Below are 23,991 nucleotides of genomic sequence, written 5' to 3' on the forward strand. Positions count from 1 at the left end.
GCCATTGACATCCCCACAAAACGGACTTTAGCGTGGTGCGAAACGTTTCGATCCCCATATCGGCCCGCTCACCTCCGGAGGCCCGTTGACCTCGCTACGTGACGTGGCCGAGCGTGCTCAGGTCGCGGTCAGCACCGCGTCCGCGGCGCTCAACGGCACCCGCCCCGTGGCGGAGGCGACCAGGCGGCGCGTTGAGCAGGCCGCCGCCGAGCTGGGCTATCGGCCCAATCTGCTGGCCCGCGGCCTGCAGAGCAAGCGGACCCGCATCCTGGCGCTGATGTTCCCCGCCCCGCACAGCGGTTTCGGGCTGACCGAGATGCAGTTCGCGACCAGCGCCGCCGAGGCGGCCAGCGAGCTGGGTTATCACCTGCTGCTCTCTCCCGAGAGCGCCGACCCGATGCAGGAGTTGCGCCACCTCACCGGCCTGGGGCTGGTGGACGGCGTGCTGCTGATGGAGGTACGGCTCGACGACGAGCGCACCGCGTTCCTGGCGGGCTCGCAGGTGCCGTTCACGATGATCGGGCGTACCCGCGAGCCGGGCTCGATCGACTACGCCGACATCGACTTCGCCGCCACCGCCAGGGCCGCGGTGGCGCACGTGGCCGGGCTCGGGCATCGCAAGCTGGGCTTCTTCAACCTCTCCGCCGAGACCTACGCGCCCCAGTACGGCCCCGCGATCCGGGCGGGGGCCGAGTTCGCCAGGGCGGCCGCGGAGGCCGGGATCGGGTACGCGGGCGACTTCCGCCCCGGCTCAGCCGAGGAGGGCGCCAAGGCGTTCGAGCGGCTCATGGACGCCCACCCGGACGTGACGGCGCTGGCGGTGATGGACGACCACGCGGCGGTCGGCGTGATCACGGCCGTGGCGCGGCGCGGCTGGCGGATACCCGAGGACCTGACGCTGATGCTGGTGTTGTCCTCGGCGCGGGTGGCCGAGATGTTCCACCCCCGGCTCACGACGCTGGAACCCCCCAGCGCCGAGCTGGGCCGGCTCGGCACGCGCATGCTCATCGATCGGTTGCAGGGGGACGCGCCGCCGCAACAGCGGCTCGTGCCCTGCCGTCTGGTGGTCGGGGACAGCTCCGCGCCACCACCACGTGAAGGGGTCAGGTAGTTGAAGCTGGGGATGCACACGCTCACCGAGGGCCGTGGGCTGCTGTTCGGGGGCGACTACAACCCGGAGCAGTGGCCGGAGGAGGTCTGGGTCGAGGACGCCGGGCTGATGCGGGCCGCCGGGGTCAACCTGGTCACGGTCGGCGTGTTCAGCTGGTCGCGGCTGGAGCCCGAGCCGGGCAAGCACGATTTCGGCTGGCTGGACCGGGTGATGGACCTGATGGCAGGGAACGGGATCGCGGTGGACCTGGCGATCCCGACGGCCTCGCCGCCGCCGTGGCTGGGGCACCGCTGGCCGGAGACGCTGCCGGTGGACGAGGCCGGGCACCGGCTCTGGTACGGCTCCCGCAACCAGTACTGCCCTTCTTCGGGCGTATATCGGGAGCGCTCCCAGTCGATCACGACCGCCCTGGCGGAACGGTACGCCGCCCACCCGGCGCTGGCGATGTGGCACGTGGGCAACGAGTACGGCGAGGTCTGCCACTGTGACGAGTCGGCCGCCGCGTTCCGTACCTGGTTGCGGGCCCGCTACGGCGACCTGGACAGGCTGAACGAGGCGTGGGGCACCACGTTCTGGAGCCAGGGCTACGGCGACTGGGCCGAGATCGTGCCGCCGCGGCGCGCGCCGTACATCATCAATCCGACCCAGCGCCTGGACTGGTGGCGCTTCTGCTCCGACGAGCTGCTCTCGCACTTCCGCGAGCAGCGCGACGTGCTGCGCGCGCACACGCCAGGCATTCCGGTCACCACGAACTTCATGGGCCTGTTCAAGCGGTGCGACTACTTCTCCTTCGCCGCTGAGCAGGACGTGGTCTCCAACGACTGGTATCCCGAGCCGGGCAACCCGAAGGCGCCCGCGCTCACGGCGCTCACCCACGACCTCATGCGCGGCCTGGGCGGGGGCAGGCCGTGGTTGCTGATGGAGCAGGCGACGAACGGGGTCAACTGGCGTCCGCACAACCTGCCCAAGCCGCCGGGGCAGTTCCGCCTGGAGTCGTTGCAGGCGGTGGCGCGCGGCGCGGACGGCCTGTGTTACTTCCAGTGGCGGGCCTCCCGGTTCGGCTCCGAACGTTTCCACGCCGCGATGGTGCCGCACGCCGGCGCGGACACGCGGCTGCACGCGGCGGTGCGGGCGCACGGGCAGGAGCTGCGTAAACTCGCCGAGGTCGCGGGTGAGCCGGTGCCGGCGCGGGTGGCGATGGTGTTCGACTGGGCGAGCTGGTGGGCGCTGGAGGATCGCGGGCGGCCCAGCGACCGTCTCAACGCCACCGAGCAGTTGCTGGACTACTACGTGCCGTTCTTCGAGCGCGGCGTGAGCGTGGACGTGGTGCCGCCGTCGGCGGACCTGTCGGCGTACGCGCTGGTCGTGGCGCCGAACCTGTTCCTGCTCGGCGACCGGGACGCCGCGGCGATGACCGCGTACGTGCGCGGCGGCGGCGTGCTCGTGGTCGGGCCGTTCTCCGGGGTCGTGGACCCGGACGCGCACGTGCGCACCGGCCGGTTCCCCGTGCCGCTGCGCGAGGTGCTGGGCGGCTCGGGCGAGGAGTGGCTGCCCGCCTCGGAGGAGCGCCCGGTGCGCTGCCGCTGGAACGGCGGCGCTCCGGATGGCGCGGAGGCCGGTGCTCAGGCCGGTGCTCAGGCCGGTGCCCAGGCCGGTGCCCAGGCCGGTGCCCAGGCCGGTGCTCAGGTCGGCGCGGAGTTCACCGCGCACACCTGGACCGAACTGCTGCGGGCCGAGGGCGCCGAGGTGGTGGCCGAGTTCACCGAGGGCGACCTGGCCGGCTCGCCCGCCGTGCTGCGGCACGCCACGGGCGAGGGCATCGCCTGGTACGTGGGCACGATGCCCGAGCCCGCCGCCCTGGCCGCGCTGACCGAGCGGGTGCTGGCCGACGCGCGGGTGAGCGGCGCGCTGCCGGAGCTGCCCCCCGGCGTCGAGGCGGTGCGCCGCGGCGACGTCCTGTTCCTGCTCAACCACGGCACGGAAACGGCCCGCGTGCCGATCCCCGAGGCCGCCGTGGACCTGCTGACCGGCTCCCCCGCCGAGGGCTCGGTGACGCTGGCGCCCCGCGCGGTCGCCGCCCTGCGCCCCTGACCCCTTCAAAGAACGGATTGGCATGAAGTTCAAAGACGGCTACTGGCGGATGCGTCCAGGGGTGCGCGGAGATTACGCCACCGCGGCCCACGACGTGACCGCCGAGGCCGGCTCGCTGCGGATCCTCGCCCCCGCGCGGGAGATCACCCGCCGCGGCAACACCATCGACGGGCCGGTCCTGCGGGTGGACCTGTCCTCGCCGATGCCGGACGTGATCCGCGTCCGCGCGGTGCACTTCGCCGGATCCGTACCGGACGCCCCCGCCTTCGAGGTGCGCGACGACCGGCCGGAGGTCAAGATCGCCGTGGACGGCGAGGAGGCCGCGCTGACCAGCGGCGACCTCACCGTCCGGGTCGGCAGGAACGCACCCTGGGACATGGTCTTCAGCGCCGGGGGCCGCGAGCTGACCCGCAGCTCCGGCAAGAGCCTGGGCGTCATGCACGACCCGGACGCCCGGCACTTCATGGTCGAGCAGCTCAAGCTGAGCGCCGGCGAGCTCGTGTACGGCCTCGGCGAGCGCTTCGGCGCCCTGGTGCGCAACGGCCAGTCGATCGACATCTGGAACGAGGACGGCGGCACCAGCAGCGAGATCGCCTACAAGAACGTCCCCTTCTACCTCACCAACCGGGGCTACGGGGTGTTCGTCAACCATCCGGGGCGGGTCTCGTTCGAGGTCGGCTCGGAGAGCGTGTCGCGGGTGCAGTTCAGCGTCGAGAGCCACGACCTGGAGTACCTGATCATCCACGGCCCGACGCCGGCCGACATCCTGCGCCGCTACACGGCGCTGACCGGCCGCCCGGCGCTGCCGCCCGCGTGGTCGTTCGGGTTGTGGTTGTCCACCTCTTTCACCACGGACTACGACGAGGCCACGGTGACCTCGTTCGTGGACGGGATGGCCGAGCGGGACCTGCCGCTCAGCGTGTTCCACTTCGACTGCTTCTGGATGCGGCAGTTCCGCTGGTGCGACTTCGAGTGGGATCCGGAGGTGTTCCCCGACCCCGAGGGCACGCTGCGGCGGCTGAAGGAGCGCGGGCTGAAGATCTGCCTGTGGATCAACCCCTACATCGGGCAGGCGTCGGAGCTGTTCGAGGAGGGGGCCGCGGCCGGGCATCTGCTGCGCCGCCCGGACGGCACCGTCTGGCAGGATGACCACTGGCAGGCGGGCAGGGCGCTGGTCGACTTCACCTCACCCGCCGCCCGCGAGTGGTACGCGGGCAAGCTGCGGGGGCTGCTCGACATGGGGGTGGACGCGTTCAAGACCGACTTCGGCGAGCGCATCCCCACCGACGTGATCTACGCCGACGGCTCCGACCCGGAGCGCATGCACAACTACTACAGCCTGCTCTACAACCAGACCGTCCACGACGTGCTGGCCGAGCGGAACGGGGCCGGCGAGGCGGTGCTGTTCGCACGCTCGGCCACGGTCGGCGGGCAGCGGCTGCCGGTGCACTGGGGCGGCGACTGCGAGTCGACGTTCGAGGGCATGCTGGAGTCGCTGCGCGGCGGGTTGTCGCTCGGGATGGGCGGGTTCGGCTACTGGAGCCACGACATCGGCGGCTTCGAGGGGCGGCCCGACCCGGCCGTGTTCAAGCGCTGGGTGGCCTTCGGGCTGCTGTCCTCACACAGCCGCCTGCACGGCAGCGGCTCCTACCGGGTGCCGTGGTTGTTCGACGAAGAATCGGTGGACGTGCTGCGCTCGTTCACCAAGCTCAAGGCCCGGCTGATGCCCTACCTGTACGGCGCCGCCGTCGAGGCCGCGACCGAGGGCCTGCCGATGATGCGGGCCATGCAGCTGGAGTTCCCCGGGGACCGGGCCTGCGACTACCTGGACGCCCAGTACATGCTCGGCTCCGACCTGCTGGTCGCCCCCGTGTTGTCCGTCGATGGGGATATTTCGTACTACGTACCTGAGGGCACCTGGACCCGGCTGCTCGACGGGGAGCGCGTCACCGGGCCGGGCTGGCGCAGCGAGCGGCACGGGTTCGACAGCCTGCCGCTGCTGGTGCGGCCGGGCGCGGTGATCGCGACCGGCGCCCGCGACGACCGGCCCGACTACGACTACGCCGACGGCGTCACCCTCGACGTCTACGAACCGGCCGACGGTGCCACGCGCACCGTCACCGTACCCGCGCCGGACGGCGGCGCGGCGGCCGTGTTCGAGGTCGCCCGCCGGGGCGACCGCCTCACCGCCAGGCGGCTGCAGGGCCCGCCCGCCGCCTGGAACCTGCGCCACGCCACGGCGACCGCCGCCGCGGCACCGGAGATCGACCACATCGAGATCAAGCTCAGTGCCGAGGAGTGACATGCCTGCTTTCCCCCCGAACTTCCTGTGGGGCACCGCCACCGCCGCCTACCAGGTGGAAGGCGCCTGGAACGAGGACGGCCGCGGCCCGTCCATCTGGGACACCTTCTCCCACACGCCGGGACTGGTGGCCAACGGCGACACCGGTGACGTGGCCTGCGACCACTACCACCGGCTGGAGGAGGACCTGGACATCCTCGCCGCGCTGGGCGTGGGCGCCTACCGCTTCTCCATCTCCTGGCCGCGCGTGCAGCCGGGCGGCCGCGGCGCGCTCAACCGGCCCGGCGCCGACTTCTACAACCGCCTGGTGGACGGCCTGCTGGCCAGGGACATCGCGCCGGTGGCCACGCTCTACCACTGGGACCTGCCGCAGGAGCTGGAGGACGCCGGCGGCTGGCCGGAGCGTGAGACCGCGCTGCGCTTCGCCGACTACGCCCGCCTCATGGGCGAGACGCTCGGCGACCGCGTCCGCACCTGGATCACGCTGAACGAGCCGTGGTGCTCGGCCTACCTGGGCTACGCCTCCGGCGTGCATGCCCCGGCCAGGACCGATCCCGCCGCCTCGCTCGCCGCCGTGCACCACCTGAACCTGGGCCACGGCCTGGCCGTGCAGGCGCTGCGGGCCACGGCCGCCAGTGACGCCCAGATGTCGGTCACGCTCAACCTGCACCACGTGCGCGGCGTGTCCGAGCGGGACGCCGACGCGGTGCGGCGCGCGGACGCGCTGAGCAACCGCGCCTTCCTCGGCCCGATGCTGGAGGGCGCCTACCCGGCCGACCTGCTCGCCGACACCGCCTCGGTGACCGACTGGTCCTTCGTCAAGGACGGCGACGAGGCCACCGCCGGCCAGCCGCTGGACGTGCTCGGGGTCAACTACTACAACCCCACGCTGGTACGCCAGTGGGACGGCGCGACCGCGAAGGAGACCGCCGACGGGCACCAGGACGGGGCCGCCTCCCCGTGGATCGCGTGCGAGGACATCGAGTTCGTCAAGCAGCCGGGCCCGTACACGGAGATGGGCTGGAACATCGACGAGACCGGCCTGACCGAGCTGCTGCTGCGCCTGCACCGCGACTACCCCGGCCTGCCGCTGATGATCACGGAGAACGGCGCCGCCTTCCCCGACAAGGTCCCCACCGACGGCCGGGTCCGCGACGCCGACCGCGTGGACTACCTGCACCGCCATCTGAGCGCCGTGGCCGAGGCCATCGCGGGCGGCGCGGACGTGCGCGGCTACTTCGTGTGGTCGCTCATGGACAACTTCGAGTGGGCGCACGGGTACAACAAGCGGTTCGGCATCGTCCGCGTGGACCGCGAGACGATGGAGCGTACCTGGAAGGACAGCGCCCACTGGTACCGCGACGTGGTCGCCACCGGCAAGCTGCCGGTGGGCTGACGGTTCGTCAGGGCTTGCGTGCCACGCCTCCGGCGAAGGTGTGGTACGTGATGCCCAGCTCGGCCTGGTCCTCCTCCGGATCCGGACGCCATTCCGGGAGCGGCACCAGGCCGGGCTCCAGCAGTTCGAGCCCGTCGAAGTAGGCCAGGAGCTCCTGGCGGGTGCGCCAACGGCCGGTGCCGAGGTGCTCGTTGAACAGCTTCTCGGCCGTGGCCGCCTGCTCGGACACCTCGGGGTGCTCGGCGCCCGGGTTGTGGAAGTGGGAGATCACCACGTGGCTGCCCGGGGCCAGCCGGCGTACGAACCTGGCCAGGATGCCCGCCGGGTCCTCCTCGTCCGACAGGTGGTGCAGGATGCCGAACAGCAGCAGGCCGACCGGCTCGTCGAAGTCGATGAGGCTGCGCGTGCGCGGGTCGTCGAGGATCTGCTCCGGCTCGCGGGCGTCGGCGTCCACGATCACGGTGGTCTCGTCCACGGCGAGCAGGGCCCGGCCGTGGGCCAGGACGATCGGGTCGTGGTCGACGTACACGACGTGCGTGCCGGGGGTGACGGACTGGGCGACCTCGTGCACGTTGCCCTGGGTGGGCAGGCCGGAGCCGATGTCCAGGAACTGGCGGATGCCCGCCTCGGCGGCCAGGTAGCGGACCGTGCGCCGCAGGAACGCGCGGTTGGACTGGGCGGCCTCCGGCGCGTCCGGGGCGATCTTCAGCGCCGCCTGCGCGACGTGGCGGTCGATCTCGTAGTTGTCCTTGCCGCCGAGCATGTAGTCGTAGACGCGTGCGACGCTCGGTTTGGTGGTGTCTATCCCGCTGGGCGTGCTGTCCCGCTCGCTCTGGGGCACTCTGGGCTCCTTGGATCAGGGGGGTCGATCACATGGGTCGGCGCCATGATCCTAAGCGGAGCCCTTGGGCGCGGGCGTGAGATTTATCAGGAAATATCACCATCCCAATCCCCGTCCCCCAATTCGCGGCGCAGCAGGCGGGCCGCGCCCGCCATGGCCCGCATCTTGCCCTCCGCCGACGCCCTGGGCAGGTATTTCATCCCGCAGTCCGTGGCGATGACGATCCGCTCCGGCGGCACCCACTCGAACGCCCTGCGCACCCGCCCCGCCACCTCCTCCGCCGTTTCCACCTTCGGCGTGGACAGGTCGATCACCCCGAGGATGACCGTCTTGTCCTTCAGGTCCGACAACACCCCGAGGTCCAGCCCCGACTGCGCGGTCTCGATCGACACCTGCCGCACCGGGCAGCCGGCCAGCTCCGGCAGGAACGAGTACGCCTCGGGCCGCTCGTGGATGATCGCCGCGTACCCGAAACAGATGTGCACCGCCGTGGTCCCGGTCACGCCGTCCAGGGCGGCGTTCAACGCGGCCAGCCCGTACGCACGCGCCGCCTCCGGCCTGGCCTGCATGTACGGCTCGTCGATCTGCACGATGTCGGCCCCGGCCGCGAACAGGTCGCGGATCTCGGCGTTGACCGCCGCCGCGTAGTCCATGGCGGCGGCCTCGGCGTCGGGATAGTGGTCGTTCTGCGCCTGCTGGCTCATCGTGAACGGCCCCGGCACCGTCATCTTGATCACCCGGTCGGTGTGCGCCCGCAGGAACCGCAGGTCCGCCACCTCTATGGGGCGGGGCCTGCGGATGGGCCCGGCGATGCGCGGCACGGGGTTCGGATGGCCGCTGCGGTCGAGCGCCGTACCGGGATCGTCGAGGTCGATGCCCTCCAGGGCGGTGGCGAAGTGGTTGGAGTAGCTCTCGCGGCGGATCTCCCCGTCGGTGACGATGTCCAGCCCGGCGCGCTCCTGTGCCCTGATCGCCAGTTCGGTGGCGTCGTCCTGGGCCTGGGTGAGCAGGGCGGGCGGAATCCGCCACAACTCCCTGGCCCGTACCCGCGGCGGGAACCGGCCTGCCAGCCTGTCGCGGTCGATCAGCCAGTCGGGCTGGGCATAGCTGCCGACCAGCGATGTCGGCAGCGTGGGCAGAGAGATCACGGGGCCCTCCCTCACGTCGGTCGTGACCTCCACTGTGCGCGTGGCACGCGGGAGTTACCAGCGATCCGTCGTGTGCCGTGCGGGCGTTACCAGCGATCCGTCGTGTGCCGTGCGGGCGTTACCAGCGATCCGTCGTGTGCCGTGCGGGCGTTACCAGTGATCGACGTGCAGCACCTCCTCCAGCGGCTGGCGGCGGGCCGGCTTGAAGGTCTCGCCGGTGTAGTAGGCGGTGGGGATCAGCACACCCTGCCGGACGTTCCCGGGAATGCCGAGCAGCTCGGCGATCTCGCTCTCGTAGGCCAGGTGCAGCGTCGTCCACGACGTGCCCAGCCCTCGGGCGCGGGCGGCGAGCATGAAGCTCCACGCGGCGGGGAGCAGCGAGCCCCACAGGCCGGCCTGGTTGCCCGCGGGCAGCCCGCCGGGCACCGTCGTGCAGCCGATCACCAGTACCGGCACCTCGCCCATGTGCTCACCGAGATAGGCGGCGCTGTCGGACACCCTCCCCTGCTCGGCGGACCTTTCCGGGTTGTCCTTGAACAGGTCCCCCGCCGAGGAGCCCGAGTTGAAGTAGGTGTTCCACGAGCGCTGGTAGTAGTCGCCGATCGCCGTGCGCTTGGCGGGGTCGGTCACCACGATCCAGTGCCAGAGCTGCGCGTTCCCGCCGGAGGGCGCCTGGAGTGCGACCTCCAGGCACTCGCGGACCAGCTCTGCCGGAACCGGGCGGGTGAGGTCGAGGCGCTTGCGCACGCTGCGGGTGGTGGTGAGCAATTCGTCCGCTGAGATGGTCATGCGGCCATCATGCCCATCTCACGGTATTTCACGGCGAATCGAGGGGTCGGGTCAGGCGGCGCCCAGCCACAGGTCGGGGCCGAACACCTCATAGTGGATGTCACGCGGGGCGACCCCGGCCGCGATGAGCTGGGTACGGGCCGCGCGCATGAACTCCACGGGTCCGCACATGTAGACGACCGCACCTTCGGGGATCTCGACCTCGCCCAGGTCCATCCGACCCTTGCGGACGCCACCGCCGACGCCCGACTCGCAGCCGTCGCCGACGCCTGACTCGCAGCCGTCACCGCTACCGGCCTCGTACCAGAAGATCCGCTCGGCGGCGGGGAGTTCGCCGGTCAGGCTCTCCATGTCCGCCCGCAGCGCGTGCCCCGCCGCGGAGCGGTCGGCGTGCAGGACCAGAACCCGGCGGGAGTCCCTGGTCACGGCCAGGTGCTGCAACATCGCGGCGATCGGGGTGCAGCCGATGCCGGCCGAGACCAGCACGAGCGGCACGTCGCCGTCCTGCAGCGAGATGTCGCCGAAGGGCGCCGACAGGGTCAGCTCGTCGCCCTCCCTGACGGTGGCGTGCAGCAGCGAGGACACCTCCCCTTCCGGCAGCCCGCCGCTGCGCGCCCGCTTGACCGTGATGCGGCGCCGTCCGTCGGCTTCGTGCCCGGACAACGTGTACTGCCTCAGTTGCCGTACGCCGTCGGGCATGGTCACGCGGACGCTGACGTACTGGCCGGGCCTGGCCGGCGGCACCGGCTCGTCACCCACCGGGCTCAGCACCAGCGACACCGCCTCCGCCGTCTCCTCCCGCCGCTCCACCACCCGCCACGGCCGCCAGGTCGTGCCGTCACTCGCCCCGGCCATGGCGTAGATGCGGGCCTCCATCGCGATCAGCGCGCCCGCCATCAGCCAGTACACCTCGTCCCAGGCCGCCGCGACGTCGGGGGTTACGGCGTCGCCGAGCACCTCGGCGATGGCGCCGAACAGGTATTTGTGCACGATGACGTACTGGTCGTCGGTGACACCCACGGCGGCGTGCTTGTGCGCGATACGGGCCAGCAGCGTGTCGGGGCGCTGGTCCGGGTCGGCCAGCAGCGCCCCGGCGAAGGCCGCCACCGCCCCGGCCAGGGCCTTGCGCTGCTCACCGCTGCGCTGGTTGCCGCGGTTGAACAGCCCGTCGAGCAGTTCGGGGTGGTCGGCGAACATGGTGTCGTAGAACCGTGCCGTGATCGTCTCCAGCTCGGCTCCGACCACGGGGAGGGTGTCGCGGACGAGCCGCGCGGCTTTGGCGGACAACATGGATGAACCTCCAGACGGATGAACAGTTGCGTCTGGGACTCATACGGCGGGGAGCGCTCCTCGGACGAACACCGGATGAAGATCCCTGACAGCTAAATCAGCATCTGAGATTCATATTAAATTCCGGAGGTGCCGGTCTTGCGATCAGGGGGTGTCAGGGCCAGCAGGACCGGCCCGGTCGGCGCGTCCACCAGCGCCGCGACGGTGATCCCGTCGAGCGAGGCATAGAACGCCTCCTGCGCCTGACGCAACGCCGACCGCAACCGGCAGGCCGCCCGCAACGGGCACGGCGGCTCCTCCGTACAACCGACGACGTCGCCGGCGCCCTCCAGCTCGCGCACGAGGGCGCCGACACTCGCACCCCGCCCAGCCGCGGCGAGCTGCATCCCCCCACCGCGCCCACGCCTGGCCTCCACCACACCCAGCTCACTCAGCCGGGCGACGGCCTTGGCCGCGTGGGTGTAGGGGACGGCCAGCATGCCGGCCACGTCGCGGGTGGTGAGCAACTCATCCGGCCGCGCCACGGCCAGGCGCATCACGATACGCAACGAGATGTCGGTGAAGGCGGTCAGGCGCATGCCTCCACCGTATGGAATCGCCGCTCCCCACCGTGCACTCTCGCTACCTGCCGCACATCAAGGACGAGGTGTCGCTGCCTTCGGCAGGCCACCGCGCTTGCCTGGTGCTCGCCTCCGAGACGATCGCGTCCGTGACGTCCGAGCCGGTGGCGTCGAGACCCTGAATCTTTGCCCGGGTGAGATCCACTCCGTACAGGCAGGCATCACGCAGATCGGCTCCCCGAAGGTCGGCGTCCTGCAGGCGCGCCCGATCCAGAATCGCCCGCCGGAAGGACGCTCCCGCGGCCTTGACACCGGTCAGATCCATCCCGTGCAGGTCAAGCCCTTCGAGGTTCGCCCCGGACAGTTCCGCGCCCCGCAGATTCTTGCCCTCGATGTCCTTCGCCGTCACCCTCTTACCGCTCAAGTCAAGTCCGGGCGCGTCCGTCGCCACAAAACCCTTCCCTGCGGCTGTGGCAACCAGTTCATCGGTGGAGAACGGTTCGGTGGAGAATAACGGTATCCCGCGATGGGAGCCCACCAGCGCCACCGCCACCAGTAGTGTCCCGATCACGGCTACGGCCAGCCTCTGGCCTTGCGAGAGAGCCGTGTCTCCGATGAAGAGCATCAACGTGCACACCGCACTGACGGCGGCGAGGAAGATGCCCAGCGACCCGAGCGCCATGCCGCTCGCCACCATGAGCGTCAGAACGGCGATCGGCCACAACCACAACAGCCGCTCACGCCTGCGGGGTCCTTCGGTGCCGTTCGCGTCTTGCCCCCCGCTCTGAGGTGTTTGCTGCCCACCTGCGGTCTGCGTTTGCTGCCCGCCCATGGTCGTCGGCTGAGACAGCGCATTCAACCGCTCCTGGACATTCGCAGATCCCAACTCCTGAAGGCTGAGGCGTCCTGGCGGGGCGGCGACCGATTCCTGGTCAGGCTGTCCAGGCTGCTCGGACTGCGCGCGCGGAGAGGCCGACGGCTTGTCCGGGCCGTCCGGCTGAGAGGACTGTGAGGGTGTCGTGCCTTCATCCATCGGGTCACCGAAACATGGTCACTTAGACATACGAAACCACTATGGGTCACTTAACCTTGTGAGCATCAAACAGCTGCAACAAGCTCTTCAATGTCGTTTCGTAGGCATCTGGTGGCATATAGTCGACAGGCCGCCCTTCGCCCATGAAGACCGCCGCCAAAGAGGCGTTCAGGTTCCGCTCGGCGACAGAGTTCAAGGGCTGTTCGAGGCGCAACCGCTCATAAAGCGCAAACCTGCTCATATCGATCAGGGTTCGCATCGCCATGCCGTACTCCTCCGCGAGCGCCACCGCCCCCCGATAAGAGGCATAGGCCATACCGTAAGGGACGACGGCGAGAAACATCCACAAGCCCTGCCACCACATGAAAAGCACGGTGATGACGGTGGCGAACAGGCCAAGTATGGCGGTCCGGAGAGCCAGCTCCAGTTGTGTGCGCTGGTTGTTCAGATAGGCGAGTTCCGGCGGCTTGGCGACCATGGCCAGGCGCGGCAGAGCACCGATGGACTCTATCCCGTAGGCGCTGCCCGCCTGCCTTTCCTGCCTGCGCAGCACATTGCCCAGACGCGTGGGAAGGATCTCGTCGGGCTCCGGATAGGCGGCCAGAGCGCGATCAAGCTGACCCACCATCACGTACGCGCGCACAACCGCCTCGGAAGAGGGATCGGCACCGGCTTGGAAGCCCGACTCGTGCAGCCTCCACTGGTTGAGTCGCCTGACGAGCTGGTCACGACGACGCCGGTGGTAGGCGATCCGGATCACCGCCAAGGAGGCCAGCAACGGCCCGTGCCAGTAGCCTTCCATGATCCGCACGAGTGGGTACTGCAGAGGGTGCAGAGCCAGCGCCGTGGCGCTTACCAATATCGAGAAGACGACAGCGTCCTGGAGGGACAGGTCCGTCGCCGCCCGCGACCAGTCGAGCGCCCCCATGCCCCAGGCCCCGCTCTTCATCAGCAGGAAGAGGTATCCGGCGAAGAGCGTCGCGGGGATGAGGCTCACCACCGTGAAGTAGCGCCCTATGGTCGCGAGCCCACCGGAAATGCCCGCCAACGGATTCGCAGACATGCTCAGCTCCCAGGGAATTATCTGTAGAAGATGCAACGCTGGCATTGGATATTGCCACCGTCTTGCGCCGCGACCCATCGACACTTCGGCACCGTGGGGTCGTGTTTACACCACGATTGCTCGCTGCGAAAGACGTAGAACGTGTGTCCTTGGGCGCAGGTCTTCAGGTACTCGTCGCTCGTATCGTGCGTGATCGTTTCGCAGGCGAAGCAGATCTGTCCTTGCGACACTATGTATTGGCTGCCGGTGACCTGGTCTGACGCGAGACAAGACCATCCGTTGTCATCGGGGCCCACCGCGAAATGTGCATACGTTGAGGGCTTCAGATCGCAGTACATCGCGAGCAGCACCACGGGGCAGTGCCCGCTCACGCACTTGACCGCCCGTGCAGGAGGCGCAGCCTGCCGTGTGCGGCATGCCTGGCTCGGGCATACCAACTTCGGCCAGGACTTTCTTGGCCGATCGCCGGCGGACGTGAATCCAGGGTCGCCGAACGATACCGTCATGGCCCACAGGCGTGCCGCCACTGACCTGTGCCGCGGTATACGGAAAGCAGCCATTTGCTCCCCCAACCCACGCCGTACGCCGATGATGACGGACCAAACGGCGTTCGCCAAGGAGGGCACGTGCAACGGGAAGTCGGTCCAGCTGTAGGCGGATGATCCAGGGGTTGTGGGGCTCGAGTCAGGTGGAGTCGCGGATCACCAGTTCGGTTGGCAGTATCACCGGGTCGACGTGTTCCGCGCCGTCGATGAGGGCCAGCAGCAGGCGGATGGTCTGCTGTGCCATCTCGGCCAGCGGCTGGCGGATCGTGGTCAGCGGGGGGTGGGTCGAGACGGCCACCGAGGAGTCGTCGAAGCCGCCCACCGCCACGTCCTCCGGCACCCGCCGCCCCGCCGCCCGCAGCGCCGCCAGAGCGCCGGCCGCCATCAGGTCGGAGGCGACGAAGACGGCGTCGAGGTCGGGGGTACGCTCCAGGAGTTCGCTCATCGCCCGTTCGCCGCTGGCCTGCGTCCAGTCGCCGTGCGCGATCAGCCGCTTGCTGGCCTTGCGGCCGAGTACGTCGGCGAAGCCCTCCAGGCGCTGGATGCCGCCGGGCGTGTCCATCGGGCCGGTGATCATGGCGATGCGTTTGCGGCCGAGGCCGACGAAGTACTCGGTCATCTGGCGGGCGCCGAGGCGGTCGTCGGCGGCGGCGTACGGGATGACGGTCTCGCGGCCGATGACGGCGCCGCAGGAGACGGCCGGTGGGCCGCCGCGCAGGGCGTCCAGCAGCGGGTCGCCCGCGTGCGTCGAGACCAGCAGCACCCCGTCGGCGTGGCCGCCGCAGACGTAACGCACCACGCGTTCCCGGTCGCCCGCGTCGCCCGCCATCATCATCACCAGCGACAGGTCGCGCTCGGCCAGCATCTTGATGGCCACCCGGATGAGCGTGCTGTAGTTGGGGTCCTCGAACAACTTCTCGTGCGGCTCGGACAGGACCATGACGACCGAGCCCGTACGCTGCGTGACCAGGCTCCGGGCGGCGCGGTTGACGACGTAACCGGTTTCCGAGATGGCCCTCTCGATGGCCACGCGCGCCGCCGGGCTCACGTACTTGTTGCCGTTGAGCAGGCGGGACACCGTGCCGCGGGACACACCGGCGACGGCGGCGACATCATGGATCGTGGGGCGTTTCACTTCAGGGCTCCGGAGGACAGGTCGGTCTTCCAGTATCGCTGCATCGTGAGGAACAGCGCGATCAAGGGGATGATCGACAGGAAGGCGCCCGTCAGGATCAGGTTGTAGAGGGAGGGCTGGTTGGAGCCCGCGGCCAGCAGTGTGTAGAGGCCGACGGTGAGCGGGAACTTGTGGTCGTCGCCGAGCATGATGAACGGCAGCAGGAAGTTGTTCCAGATCGCCACGAACTGGAACAGGAAGATCGTCACCATGCCCGGCACCATCAGCGGCATCGCCACCCGCGACATCAGGTGCCACTCGCCGGCCCCGTCGATGCGGCCCGCCTCCAGCAGGGAGTCGGGGACGGCCGCGGCGGCGTAGATGCGGGCCAGGTAGATGCTGTACGGGTGCAGGATCTGCGGCAGCAGCACGGCCCAGTGGCTGTCGGCCAGCCCGATCTTGGAGAACAGCAGGTACTGCGGGATCGCCAGCACCACGGCCGGCACCAGGATGCCGCCGATGAGCAGGTTGAAGATGGCGTTGCGGCCGGGGAAACGGTATTTTGCCAGCGCGTACCCGGAGATCGCCGAGACGGCGGTGGACAGCAGCGCGCCGCCGCCCGCGTAGATGAGCGTGTTGCCGGCCCAGAGCCAGAACACGCCGTCGCGGTAGGCGAACAGCTCGGCGATGTTGTCGAGGAAACCGGTGCCGAGGGAGAGGGTCCCGGTGCTGAACAGTTCGCCGGGCGACTTGGTGGCCGCGATCATCACCCAGAGCACGGGGAACAGGCAGTAGATCGCGCCGATCAGGAGCAGGACGGTGGGCACGACGCCGATCAGGCGGCCCGCGCCCGCGCGAACCCTGCGGTGTGACGCCGACGCGGTGGCGGTGACCATCAGTCAGCCCTCCATGAAGGCGCGGTTGCGGACCACGCGCAGGAACCCGAACGACAGGACGAGCGAGATCGCCGCGATGACGATCGAGGTGGCGGCGGCCGAGTACAGGTCGCCGGTGACGAACGCGTCGCGGTAGACCTTCATCAGCGGGCTCCACGTGGAGCTGATCGTGTTGGTCAGCGGGCGCAGCGTGGTGGGCTCGGTGAACACCTGGATCGTCGCGATGATCGAGAACACGGTGGTCAGGATGATCGCCGGGGTCAGGATCGGGATCTTGACCCGCAGGGCGATCTGCAGTTCGGAGGCGCCGTCCAGCCGCGCGGCCTCGTACAGGTCGCGCGGGATGGCGCGCAGCGTGGTGTAGAGCACGAGCATGTTGAAGCCGACCCCGCCCCACACCGCCACGTTCGCCATCGAGTACGTGACGGTGGTCGCCCCCAGGAAGTCCACCTCCAGCACGTCCCTGATGGGGCTGAGCGAGGGCAGGTAGAGGAAGCCCCAGAGCAGGGTGGCCGCCACGCCCGGCACCGCGTACGGCAGGAAGATCGCGATCCGCGAGAACCGGGCCAGCCGCACCCGCGCCGAGTCCAGCAGCAGCGCGAACAGCAGCGCCAGCCCCAGCATCACGACCAGCACCAGCGCGCCGTACCCGAGCACGCGCAGCCACCCGCTCCACAACTCGGCGTCGGCCAGGGCGGCGGCGAAGTTGTCGAACCCGACGAACACCTCCCTGCGCGCCCCGCGCCCGAGCCCCAGACCGGACACCTTGGTACGGCGCATCGCCAGGTAGACGGTGTAGCCGATGGGCACCGCGAGGAACAGCGTGAACAGCACGATCGCGGGGGTCAGGAAGAGGTACGGCCAGACCCCTCTCTGGGAGCGCTTCATGAGGCGATCGTGAATCCGGCCTTGCGCATGTCGGCGACCGTGGCGTCCTGCATGCCCTGCACGGCCCCGGAGAACGGCGACCCGTCCTGCAGCGCCTTGTCGAAGCCGTCCTTGAAGGCGTTGTAGGTCACGCCGACGTTCGGGCCGAAGGTGAAGCCGCGTGCCCCGGTGGAGACGGCGGCGGCCTGCTGCCAGAAGTCGGGCTGGTTGGCGAAGTACGCGGGAGGCTCGCCGAGCGCCGACTGCGCCTTGGTGGCGGCCGGGTAGATCGCGGCCTCCTTGACCAGCAGGTCGATGGCGGCCTGGTCGGTGTTCAGCCAGGTGGCGAACTTGGCCGCGGCGGCCCTGTTCGGTGTCTTGGCCGACACCGCGATCGACGAGCCGCCCCAGAACCCGCTGAAGTTCTCCCCGGCGTTCCACTGCGGCAGCGGCGCGACGGCCCACTTGCCCTCGGCCTTGGCCGCGTTGGTGGCCAGCGCGCCCGGCGCCCAGATCGCCGACGGCCAGGTCAGCAGCTTGCCGTCGTTGAGCGCCTTGTTCCACTCGGGCGTGAAGTACGGCATGTCGTCGATGACGCCCTCCTTCACCAGGCCGCCCCAGTAGTCGGCGACCTTCTTGGTGGGCTCGTCGGCGATGTTGACCTTCCACGACTCGCCGCTGATCGACCACCACTGCGCCCCCGCCTGCTGGGCCAGCCCTGTGAACGATCCCGGATCCTTGCTGGAGAACGTGCCCAGGTACGCCTTCGGGTCCTTCTTGCGCAACTGCCTGGCCGCCTCGCCGTACTCCTGCCAGGTCGCCGGCACCTTGAGCCCGTGCTTGTCGAACAGGTCCTTGCGGTAGAAGAGCATCATCGGGCCGCTGTCCTGCGGGATGCCGTACACGGACTCGGTGCCCAGCGTGACCAGCCCCCACAGGCCCTCGGTGAACTCGCCCTTGATCGAGGCGGTCTCGGCCTTGAGGTCGGCCACCGCGTCGGCGGCGATGAACGAGGGCAGGTGCTGGTACTCGGCCTGCACCAGGTCGGGCGGGTTGCCGGCCTTGGCCGCGGTGAGGAACTTGGCCGCCGCGTCGTCGCCGCCCGCCTGCTTGCTGACCGTCACCTGGATGTCCGGGTTGGCCTTGTTCCAGACTGCGACGATCTTGTCCATGTTGGGGGCCCAGGTCCAGTACGTGAGCTTGACCGGGCCCTGAGGGGCGGCGGCCGTCGTCTGCGCCGCCTCGGGGCTCTCGGTGGGTTCGCTGGAGCCGCAGCTCGCGAGGGTGACCGTGAGCGCGACGGCCAGGGCTGCTCCAAGGCGGTTGGCGCGCATTGCGTACCTCCAGAGGGTTCTGTGAACGTGCACAGAGTGAGGCAGCACGGAAACGGCCGTCAAGGGGTCGTTACGTTCTCGTTAATGTCCTGCAAAAGCGTGAAATTAGCGGATGCCGGTTCCCAAAGGAGACGGGCGAGCCTTACTGTGCACGTTCACAGAGCTTTTTGGGGGGATGGATGTATCCGGAGCGTCCTGCCGGGATCGCCTATGGCGGCGACTACAACCCGGAGCAGTGGCCGCGCGAGGTCCTGGAGGAGGACGCGGCCCTGATGCGCGAGGCCGGGGTGAACCTGGTCAGCCTCGGCATGTTCTCGTGGGCGCTGATGGAGCCCGAGGAGGGCCGCTTCGCGTTCGGCTGGCTGGATGAGATCATCGACCGGCTGCACGGGGCCGGTGTCGCGGTGGCCCTGGCCACCCCGACCGCCGCGCCGCCCGCCTGGTTCGTGGCCGCCCATCCCGACGTGCTGCCGGTGAGCAGGGACGGGGTCAGGATCGGGTTCGGCGGCAGGCAGAGCGCCTGCTCCAGCGCGCCGGCCTTCCGCGAGGCGACCGCGCGGCTGGTACGGGCGCTGGGTGAGCACTACCGCGATCATCCGGCCGTGGTCATGTGGCACGTGCACAACGAGTACGGCGCGCCGCTCGGCGAGTGTTACTGCGAGCACAGCGTGGCGGCCTGGCGCGAGTGGCTCGCCACCACGTACAGCGATATTTCCGCATTGAACGAGGCGTGGGGCAACACGTTCTGGGGCCAGACCTACACCGACTGGTCCCAGATCGACGCCCCCCGCGAGAACCACACGGCCGTCAACCCCGCCCAGCGCCTCGACTACGCCCGCTTCAGCGACGGCCAGCACCGCGAGCACTACGCGCTCCAGCGCGACCTGCTGCGCGGGCTGACCCCCGGCATCCCGGTCACCACGAACTTCGCCGGCACCGTCAACTGCAAGTCCACCGACCTGTGGCAGTGGGCCCGCGAGCTGGACGTGGTCGCCAACGACCACTACCTCAAGGCCGAGCGGCCGGACAACCACATCGACCTGGCCATGTCCGCCGACCTGGCCAGGTCGGTGGCGGGCGGCGCGCCGTGGATGCTGATGGAGCACTCGGCGGGCGCGGTCAACTGGCAGCCGCGCAACATCGCCAAGTGGCCGGGCGAGATGCGCCGCAACAGCCTCGCGCACGTCGCCCGTGGCTCGGACAGCGTGCTGTTCTTCCAGTTCAGGGCCTCGCGGTTCGGGGCGGAGAAGTTCCACTCCGGGATGGTGCCGCACGCGGGGACCGGCTCGGAGCAGTGGCGCGAGATCGTCCGGCTCGGCGCCGACCTGCGCGGCCTCGCCGGACTGCGGGGCAGCCGGGTGCGGGCCGAGGTGGCCGTCGTGTGGGACTGGGAGTCGTACTGGGCGCTGGAGCTGGACTGGCGGCCGTCGGTGGACCTGACGTTCAGGGAACGGGTGGACGCCTTCTACGAGGCGTTGTGGCGGGAGCACGTCACGGTGGACTTCGTCCACCCTTCCGCCGATATTTCGGGTTATCGGGTGGTGGTGGCGCCCAGCTCGTACCTGCTGACCGAGACCTCCGCCAAGAACCTGCACCGGTACGTGGAAGCGGGCGGTCATCTGCTCGTGTCGTATTTTTCCGGCATCGTGGACGAGCACGACACCATCCACCTCGGCGCCCACCCGGGTGCGCTGCGCGAGCTGCTGGGCCTGTCGATCGAGGAGTTCCACCCGCTGCGCGAGCACGAGACCGTGACCCTGACCGGCGGCGACGTCGCCCGCGTGTGGTCCGAGCGGATCCGCCCGGCGGGCGCGGTCACGGTCCGGGGCTTCGCCGAAGGGCCCGACGCCGGCCACCCCGCCTTCACCCGGCACGACCTGGGCGCCGGCACCGCCTGGTACCTGGCCACCGCCCCGCTCACCGGCCTGCGCGACCTGCTCGCGCAGGTGCTCGACCACGCGGGCGTGTCCCGTCCGCGCGGCCTCCCCGACAGCCTGGAGCTGGTGCGCAGGGGCGGCCACGTCTTCCTGATCAACCACGGCGACCAGCCGGTGACGGTCGAGGGGGTGAGCGGCGTGAGCGTGTTCGACGGCGTACGGCACGACGGGGCGGTCACCGTCGCGGCCGGCGCGGTAACGGTCATCGCGGAAACAGTTGTGGAACCCCCCAACCCCAGCTAGGGAGAGCCGATGAAACGCATCATCGTCGCCGTGCTGCTGTTACTCACGGCCTTCGCCGCTCCGGCGCAGGCCCAGACCGGACCCGGCCGCCTGCAGATCAGGGGCGCGGACATCTCCAGCCTGGCCAAGTCGGAGGCCCTGGGCGGCGTCTACCGCGACGCCGCCGGGAACAGGGGCGACGCGCTGGCCATCCTGTCGCGGGCCGGGCTCAACTACATGCGGCTCAAGGTCTGGGTGAACCCGGCCGACGGCTACAACACCAAGGCCCGGGTGCTGGCGATGGCCAGGCGGATCAAGGCGCTCGGCATGGGCCTGCTCGTCGACTTCCACTACTCCGACACCTGGGCCGACCCGGGCAAGCAGTTCAAGCCGGCCGCCTGGGCGTCCCTGCCGTTCGCGCAACTGCGGCAGGCCCTGTACGACCACACCTACGACGTACTGCGCGCGCTGCGCGACCAGGGCACCACGGCCGACATGGTGCAGGTCGGCAACGAGCTCAACGGCGGCCTGCTCTGGCCGGACGGCTCCAACTCCAACTGGCCGAACACCGCCGCCCTGCTGAACGCCGGCTATGACGCGGTCAAGGCCGTGTCGGGCTCGACCCGGGTGGTGCTGCACCTGGCCAACGGCGGCGACAACGGCCTGTACCGGTGGTGGTTCGACAACGCGCGCTCCAGCGGCATCCGCTACGACGTGATCGGCCTGTCCTACTACTCCTACTGGCACGGCACCCTCGACGCCTTCCGCACCAACATCAACGACGTGGCCACCAGGTACGGCAAGCCCGTGGTCCTGGTGGAGACCGCCTACCCCTTCACCACGGCCGACGACGACGGCTGGGCCAACATCATCACCGCCGCCACGCCGTACCCCGGCTACCAGGCCACCCCGCAGGGCCAGTCGGCGATGCTCACCCGCGTCGCCGACATCGTCCGCGCCGTCCCGAACGGCCTGGGCCTCGGCCTGTTCACCTGGGAGGCCACCTGGACGGGCGTCCGGGGCAACGGCTGGGACCCGGCCGACCCGTCATCGGGCAACGGCTGGGAGAACCAGGCCCTGTTCGACTACGGCGACCGCGCCCTACCTGCGATGGCGGTGCTCGGCCGCCTCTGACCTTCGCCACAATCGGGCGGGTCTCCGCTCACACGGACTCCCGCCCCCAACCTTGCCTCACCCCACCTCACCCGACCGACCCCGGACCAACTCCCCACCTCACCCGATGCCCAACGCCGGACCTGAGCGTTGCAACCCACGGGACGCAATTGCCCGCCTTTTCCCGAAATTTCACCATCCGAGCACTACGATCTCCTCAATCGACGCACCCGAAGGAGCCCCAAGTGGCCGACGACGAGCGGGAGCAGGCACCCAAGGGGATCGACACCACCAAGCCCAACGTCTCCCGCGTCTACGACTTCATGCTCGGCGGCAAGGACAACTACGCGGCCGACCGGTGGATGGCGGAGCGCGCCCTGGAGATCGCCCCCGACGCCCCCGAGGCCGCCCGCGCCAACCGGGAGTTCCTCGGCCGGGTGGTGCGCTTCCTGACCGCGGAGGCGGGCATCCGCCAGTTCCTGGACATCGGCTCGGGCCTGCCCACGCAGGGCAACGTGCACGAGATCGCACAATCGGCCGCCGCCGGCACCAGGGTCGTCTACGTCGATCACGACCCGACCGTCCTGGTGCACGGCCGCGCCATGCTCGCCGTGGACGCCGGCACCACGGTCGTGGAGGCCGACCTGCGCGACCCGGACGCGATCATCGACCATCCCGAGGTACGCGAGCTGATCGACTTCTCCCGCCCGGTCGGCCTGCTGCTGTTCGCGATCCTGCACCACCTGGCCGACGAGGAGAACCCGGCCGCCATCGCCGCCCGCCTGGTGGACCACCTCCCCCCGGGCAGCTACCTGGCCGTCTCCCACTTCCACAACCCGGGCCTGGCCCACCCTGAGGTCTCCAAACAGGCGTTCGCCGCCGAGAAGATCTTCAACGAGACCCTGGGCACGGGCCGGTGGCGCACCCGCGAGGAGATCCTGACCTACTTCGACGGCCTCGACCTGCTGGACCCGGGCCTGGTGCCGCTCCCGGAATGGCGTCCGGACTCCGACGACCAGGCCGAACCGGGCATCACGTACCACACCTTCGTGGGAGCGGTCGCCCGCAAGCCCTGATGCGCCACGAGGCGCTTTGTCATATCTCCGGTTAAGCCGGGAGGAACTCGGAGAAAAGTTCCTGGGTCTAATGCCTTACCTGGACCCGAAAGGCGAAGGGAACAATAGCATGGCAGGAAAGCAGTGACCGTGTCCAGGCATGGGAGCGGTGCGCTGCGGGACCCGCGCGATATGGTGAAAGCTGAACTGCCTGAACCCCAATCTCCAGCGATGAAATGCGGCATCCACCGGAAACCTGCCTGTAACCGGTGTCGCACCCTGAGACGTCGTGTTAGGGTCGCCGTCTCAATCTCCGGGGTGTGGAGCGATATCCAATGAGGATATTCAAGGAGATGAGTAGGGCACCTAAGTCGCGCTATCACGTATGACAGAGACGAACGTGGGATCGCCTAAGGGGCGCGAGCCCTAGGGTGACGCAGGCCCCGTAGTAGTCGTGGGAGTCACGCCCCACCAGGGAGGACGGGAAAGCCGTCCGCATGGGCGAAGGGGGCCAGGTGATCGGACACTTAAAACCCGGGAGGTATGCGTAATGCAAGGCGCCGAAACGGTACTGAGTGTCCTGCGTGAGCGTGGCAGGCGTGGCCTGCCGTGCACCGAACTGTATCGACAACTGTTCAACCCTGACATGTATCTGCTGGCCACCGGGCGTCTGTACGCCAACCAGGGCGCGATGACACCCGGCGCCGACGGCGCAACCATCGACGGCACCTCCCAGGCCCGGATCGGCCAGATCATTGAGGAACTGCGCCATGAGCGCTACCGGTTCCACCCGGTCAAGCAGGTTCACATCCCCAAACGCAACGGAAAGATGCGGCCCCTTGGCCTGCCGTCATGGTCGGACAAACTCGTGGGCGAAGTAATGCGACTCCTGCTGGAAGCATATTACGAGCCCCGCTTCTCCGATCACTCACACGGGTTCCGCCCACGCCGGGGATGCCACACCGCGCTGGCCGAGGTGCGGCATAACTGGACGGGAACATCCTGGTTCATCGAGGGAGACATCTCCGATTGTTTCGGATCGCTGGATCACGACGTGATGCTGACGATTCTAGCGGAGCACATCCACGATAACCGGTTCCTGCGACTGCTGCGGAACATGCTCCAAGCCGGATATCTGGAGGATTGGAAATGGAACGCCACGCTCTCCGGCGCGCCGCAAGGCGGGGTGATCACGCCTCCAACGCAATGGGCAACTTCTGTTTCGAGGTCACGTTGGGTTACCGGCGGGGTGAGCGGTTGCGGCGGGAAAGTACGGAGATGTGA

At 69.4% G+C, this 23,991-nt stretch carries 19 protein-coding genes; 8 read left to right on the top strand and 11 right to left on the bottom strand.

Annotated elements, in window-relative coordinates:
- Positions 1-85: 85 nt before the first annotated feature.
- From AB0I81_RS50225 to AB0I81_RS50240, 4 genes are read left to right on the top strand one after another with little or no spacing between them, the layout of a single operon-like run.
- The gene (locus tag AB0I81_RS50225; protein ID WP_360674166.1) at positions 86-1,111 is read left to right on the top strand and encodes a LacI family DNA-binding transcriptional regulator; all 1,026 of its coding nucleotides are present in this window, start codon (positions 86-88) and stop codon (positions 1,109-1,111) included.
- Positions 1,112-3,202: a beta-galactosidase gene (locus AB0I81_RS50230; protein WP_360674169.1), complete on the top strand. Its 2,091-nt coding sequence runs from the start codon at positions 1,112-1,114 to the stop codon at positions 3,200-3,202.
- Between the two features lie 22 nt (positions 3,203-3,224).
- Positions 3,225-5,504, top strand: a complete 2,280-nt coding sequence (gene yicI, locus AB0I81_RS50235; protein WP_360674171.1) for an alpha-xylosidase — start codon at positions 3,225-3,227, stop codon at positions 5,502-5,504.
- Position 5,505: 1 nt separating this feature from the next.
- On the top strand, positions 5,506-6,900 hold the full coding sequence (locus AB0I81_RS50240) for a GH1 family beta-glucosidase (RefSeq protein ID WP_360674174.1): 1,395 nt from the start codon (positions 5,506-5,508) through the stop codon (positions 6,898-6,900).
- A gap of 7 nt (positions 6,901-6,907) precedes the next feature.
- On the opposite strand, the gene AB0I81_RS50245 is transcribed toward AB0I81_RS50240, so the two are convergent.
- The 11 genes from AB0I81_RS50245 to AB0I81_RS50295 form a co-directional block, all read right to left on the bottom strand.
- Positions 6,908-7,741: an SAM-dependent methyltransferase gene (locus AB0I81_RS50245; RefSeq protein ID WP_360674176.1), complete on the bottom strand. Its 834-nt coding sequence runs from the start codon at positions 7,739-7,741 to the stop codon at positions 6,908-6,910.
- A gap of 86 nt (positions 7,742-7,827) precedes the next feature.
- Positions 7,828-8,889, bottom strand: a complete 1,062-nt coding sequence (locus AB0I81_RS50250; RefSeq protein ID WP_360674178.1) for a hypothetical protein — start codon at positions 8,887-8,889, stop codon at positions 7,828-7,830.
- A gap of 150 nt (positions 8,890-9,039) precedes the next feature.
- A complete protein-coding gene (locus AB0I81_RS50255; RefSeq protein WP_360674181.1) occupies positions 9,040-9,678 on the bottom strand; it encodes a nitroreductase family protein in 639 nt (212 codons plus the stop codon).
- Positions 9,679-9,729: 51 nt separating this feature from the next.
- Positions 9,730-10,968: a globin domain-containing protein gene (locus AB0I81_RS50260; RefSeq protein ID WP_360674183.1), complete on the bottom strand. Its 1,239-nt coding sequence runs from the start codon at positions 10,966-10,968 to the stop codon at positions 9,730-9,732.
- 116 nt (positions 10,969-11,084) lie between these two features.
- A complete protein-coding gene (locus AB0I81_RS50265; protein ID WP_360674186.1) occupies positions 11,085-11,546 on the bottom strand; it encodes an Rrf2 family transcriptional regulator in 462 nt (153 codons plus the stop codon).
- Positions 11,547-11,589: 43 nt separating this feature from the next.
- Positions 11,590-12,561, bottom strand: a complete 972-nt coding sequence (locus AB0I81_RS50270; protein ID WP_360674189.1) for a pentapeptide repeat-containing protein — start codon at positions 12,559-12,561, stop codon at positions 11,590-11,592.
- Between the two features lie 46 nt (positions 12,562-12,607).
- Positions 12,608-13,624, bottom strand: coding sequence for a hypothetical protein (locus AB0I81_RS50275; protein WP_360674192.1), 1,017 nt, complete (start codon positions 13,622-13,624; stop codon positions 12,608-12,610).
- 684 nt (positions 13,625-14,308) lie between these two features.
- Positions 14,309-15,304 carry a LacI family DNA-binding transcriptional regulator gene (locus tag AB0I81_RS50280; protein WP_360674195.1) on the bottom strand — a complete coding sequence of 332 codons (996 nt, stop codon included), beginning with the start codon at positions 15,302-15,304 and terminating at the stop codon, positions 14,309-14,311.
- Complete coding sequence (locus tag AB0I81_RS50285; RefSeq protein ID WP_360674198.1) at positions 15,301-16,179, bottom strand: carbohydrate ABC transporter permease; 879 nt, start codon at positions 16,177-16,179, stop codon at positions 15,301-15,303. The genes AB0I81_RS50280 and AB0I81_RS50285 overlap by 4 nt, the downstream gene beginning before the upstream one ends.
- Before the next feature lie 3 nt (positions 16,180-16,182).
- A complete protein-coding gene (locus tag AB0I81_RS50290) occupies positions 16,183-17,067 on the bottom strand; it encodes a sugar ABC transporter permease (RefSeq protein WP_360674200.1) in 885 nt (294 codons plus the stop codon).
- Entirely contained in the window at positions 17,064-18,380 is a 1,317-nt protein-coding gene (locus AB0I81_RS50295; RefSeq protein ID WP_360674203.1) for a sugar ABC transporter substrate-binding protein, read from the bottom strand. Before AB0I81_RS50295 ends, AB0I81_RS50290 begins: the two co-directional genes overlap by 4 nt.
- Before the next feature lie 179 nt (positions 18,381-18,559).
- On the opposite strand from AB0I81_RS50295, the gene AB0I81_RS50300 reads away from it, so the two are divergent.
- The 4 genes from AB0I81_RS50300 to AB0I81_RS50315 form a co-directional block, all read left to right on the top strand.
- A complete protein-coding gene (locus AB0I81_RS50300) occupies positions 18,560-20,560 on the top strand; it encodes a beta-galactosidase (protein WP_360674206.1) in 2,001 nt (666 codons plus the stop codon).
- A 9-nt stretch (positions 20,561-20,569) separates the two neighbouring features.
- Entirely contained in the window at positions 20,570-21,673 is a 1,104-nt protein-coding gene (locus tag AB0I81_RS50305) for an arabinogalactan endo-1,4-beta-galactosidase (RefSeq protein WP_360674208.1), read from the top strand.
- Positions 21,674-21,897: 224 nt separating this feature from the next.
- Complete coding sequence (locus AB0I81_RS50310) at positions 21,898-22,728, top strand: SAM-dependent methyltransferase (protein WP_360674211.1); 831 nt, start codon at positions 21,898-21,900, stop codon at positions 22,726-22,728.
- Positions 22,729-23,257: 529 nt separating this feature from the next.
- A partial coding sequence (locus AB0I81_RS50315) for a reverse transcriptase/maturase family protein (RefSeq protein WP_360674214.1) occupies positions 23,258-23,991 on the top strand: 734 nt, incomplete at its 3' end.

The organism is Nonomuraea sp. NPDC050404 (assembly GCF_040655495.1).
GTDB lineage: Bacteria > Actinomycetota > Actinomycetes > Streptosporangiales > Streptosporangiaceae > Nonomuraea.

Excerpts from the sequence above, each read along its gene's own strand:
- yicI (WP_360674171.1), top strand. The coding sequence starts at position 3,225 with ATGAAGTTCAAAGACGGCTACTGGCGGATGCGTCCAGGGGTGCGCGGA.
- AB0I81_RS50240 (WP_360674174.1), top strand. The coding sequence starts at position 5,506 with ATGCCTGCTTTCCCCCCGAACTTCCTGTGGGGCACCGCCACCGCCGCC.
- AB0I81_RS50255 (WP_360674181.1), bottom strand. The coding sequence starts at position 9,678 with ATGACCATCTCAGCGGACGAATTGCTCACCACCACCCGCAGCGTGCGC.
- AB0I81_RS50260 (WP_360674183.1), bottom strand. The coding sequence starts at position 10,968 with ATGTTGTCCGCCAAAGCCGCGCGGCTCGTCCGCGACACCCTCCCCGTG.
- AB0I81_RS50265 (WP_360674186.1), bottom strand. The coding sequence starts at position 11,546 with ATGCGCCTGACCGCCTTCACCGACATCTCGTTGCGTATCGTGATGCGC.
- AB0I81_RS50270 (WP_360674189.1), bottom strand. The coding sequence starts at position 12,561 with ATGGATGAAGGCACGACACCCTCACAGTCCTCTCAGCCGGACGGCCCG.
- AB0I81_RS50275 (WP_360674192.1), bottom strand. The coding sequence starts at position 13,624 with ATGTCTGCGAATCCGTTGGCGGGCATTTCCGGTGGGCTCGCGACCATA.
- AB0I81_RS50285 (WP_360674198.1), bottom strand. The coding sequence starts at position 16,179 with ATGGTCACCGCCACCGCGTCGGCGTCACACCGCAGGGTTCGCGCGGGC.
- AB0I81_RS50290 (WP_360674200.1), bottom strand. The coding sequence starts at position 17,067 with ATGAAGCGCTCCCAGAGAGGGGTCTGGCCGTACCTCTTCCTGACCCCC.
- AB0I81_RS50295 (WP_360674203.1), bottom strand. The coding sequence starts at position 18,380 with ATGCGCGCCAACCGCCTTGGAGCAGCCCTGGCCGTCGCGCTCACGGTC.
- AB0I81_RS50300 (WP_360674206.1), top strand. The coding sequence starts at position 18,560 with ATGTATCCGGAGCGTCCTGCCGGGATCGCCTATGGCGGCGACTACAAC.
- AB0I81_RS50305 (WP_360674208.1), top strand. The coding sequence starts at position 20,570 with ATGAAACGCATCATCGTCGCCGTGCTGCTGTTACTCACGGCCTTCGCC.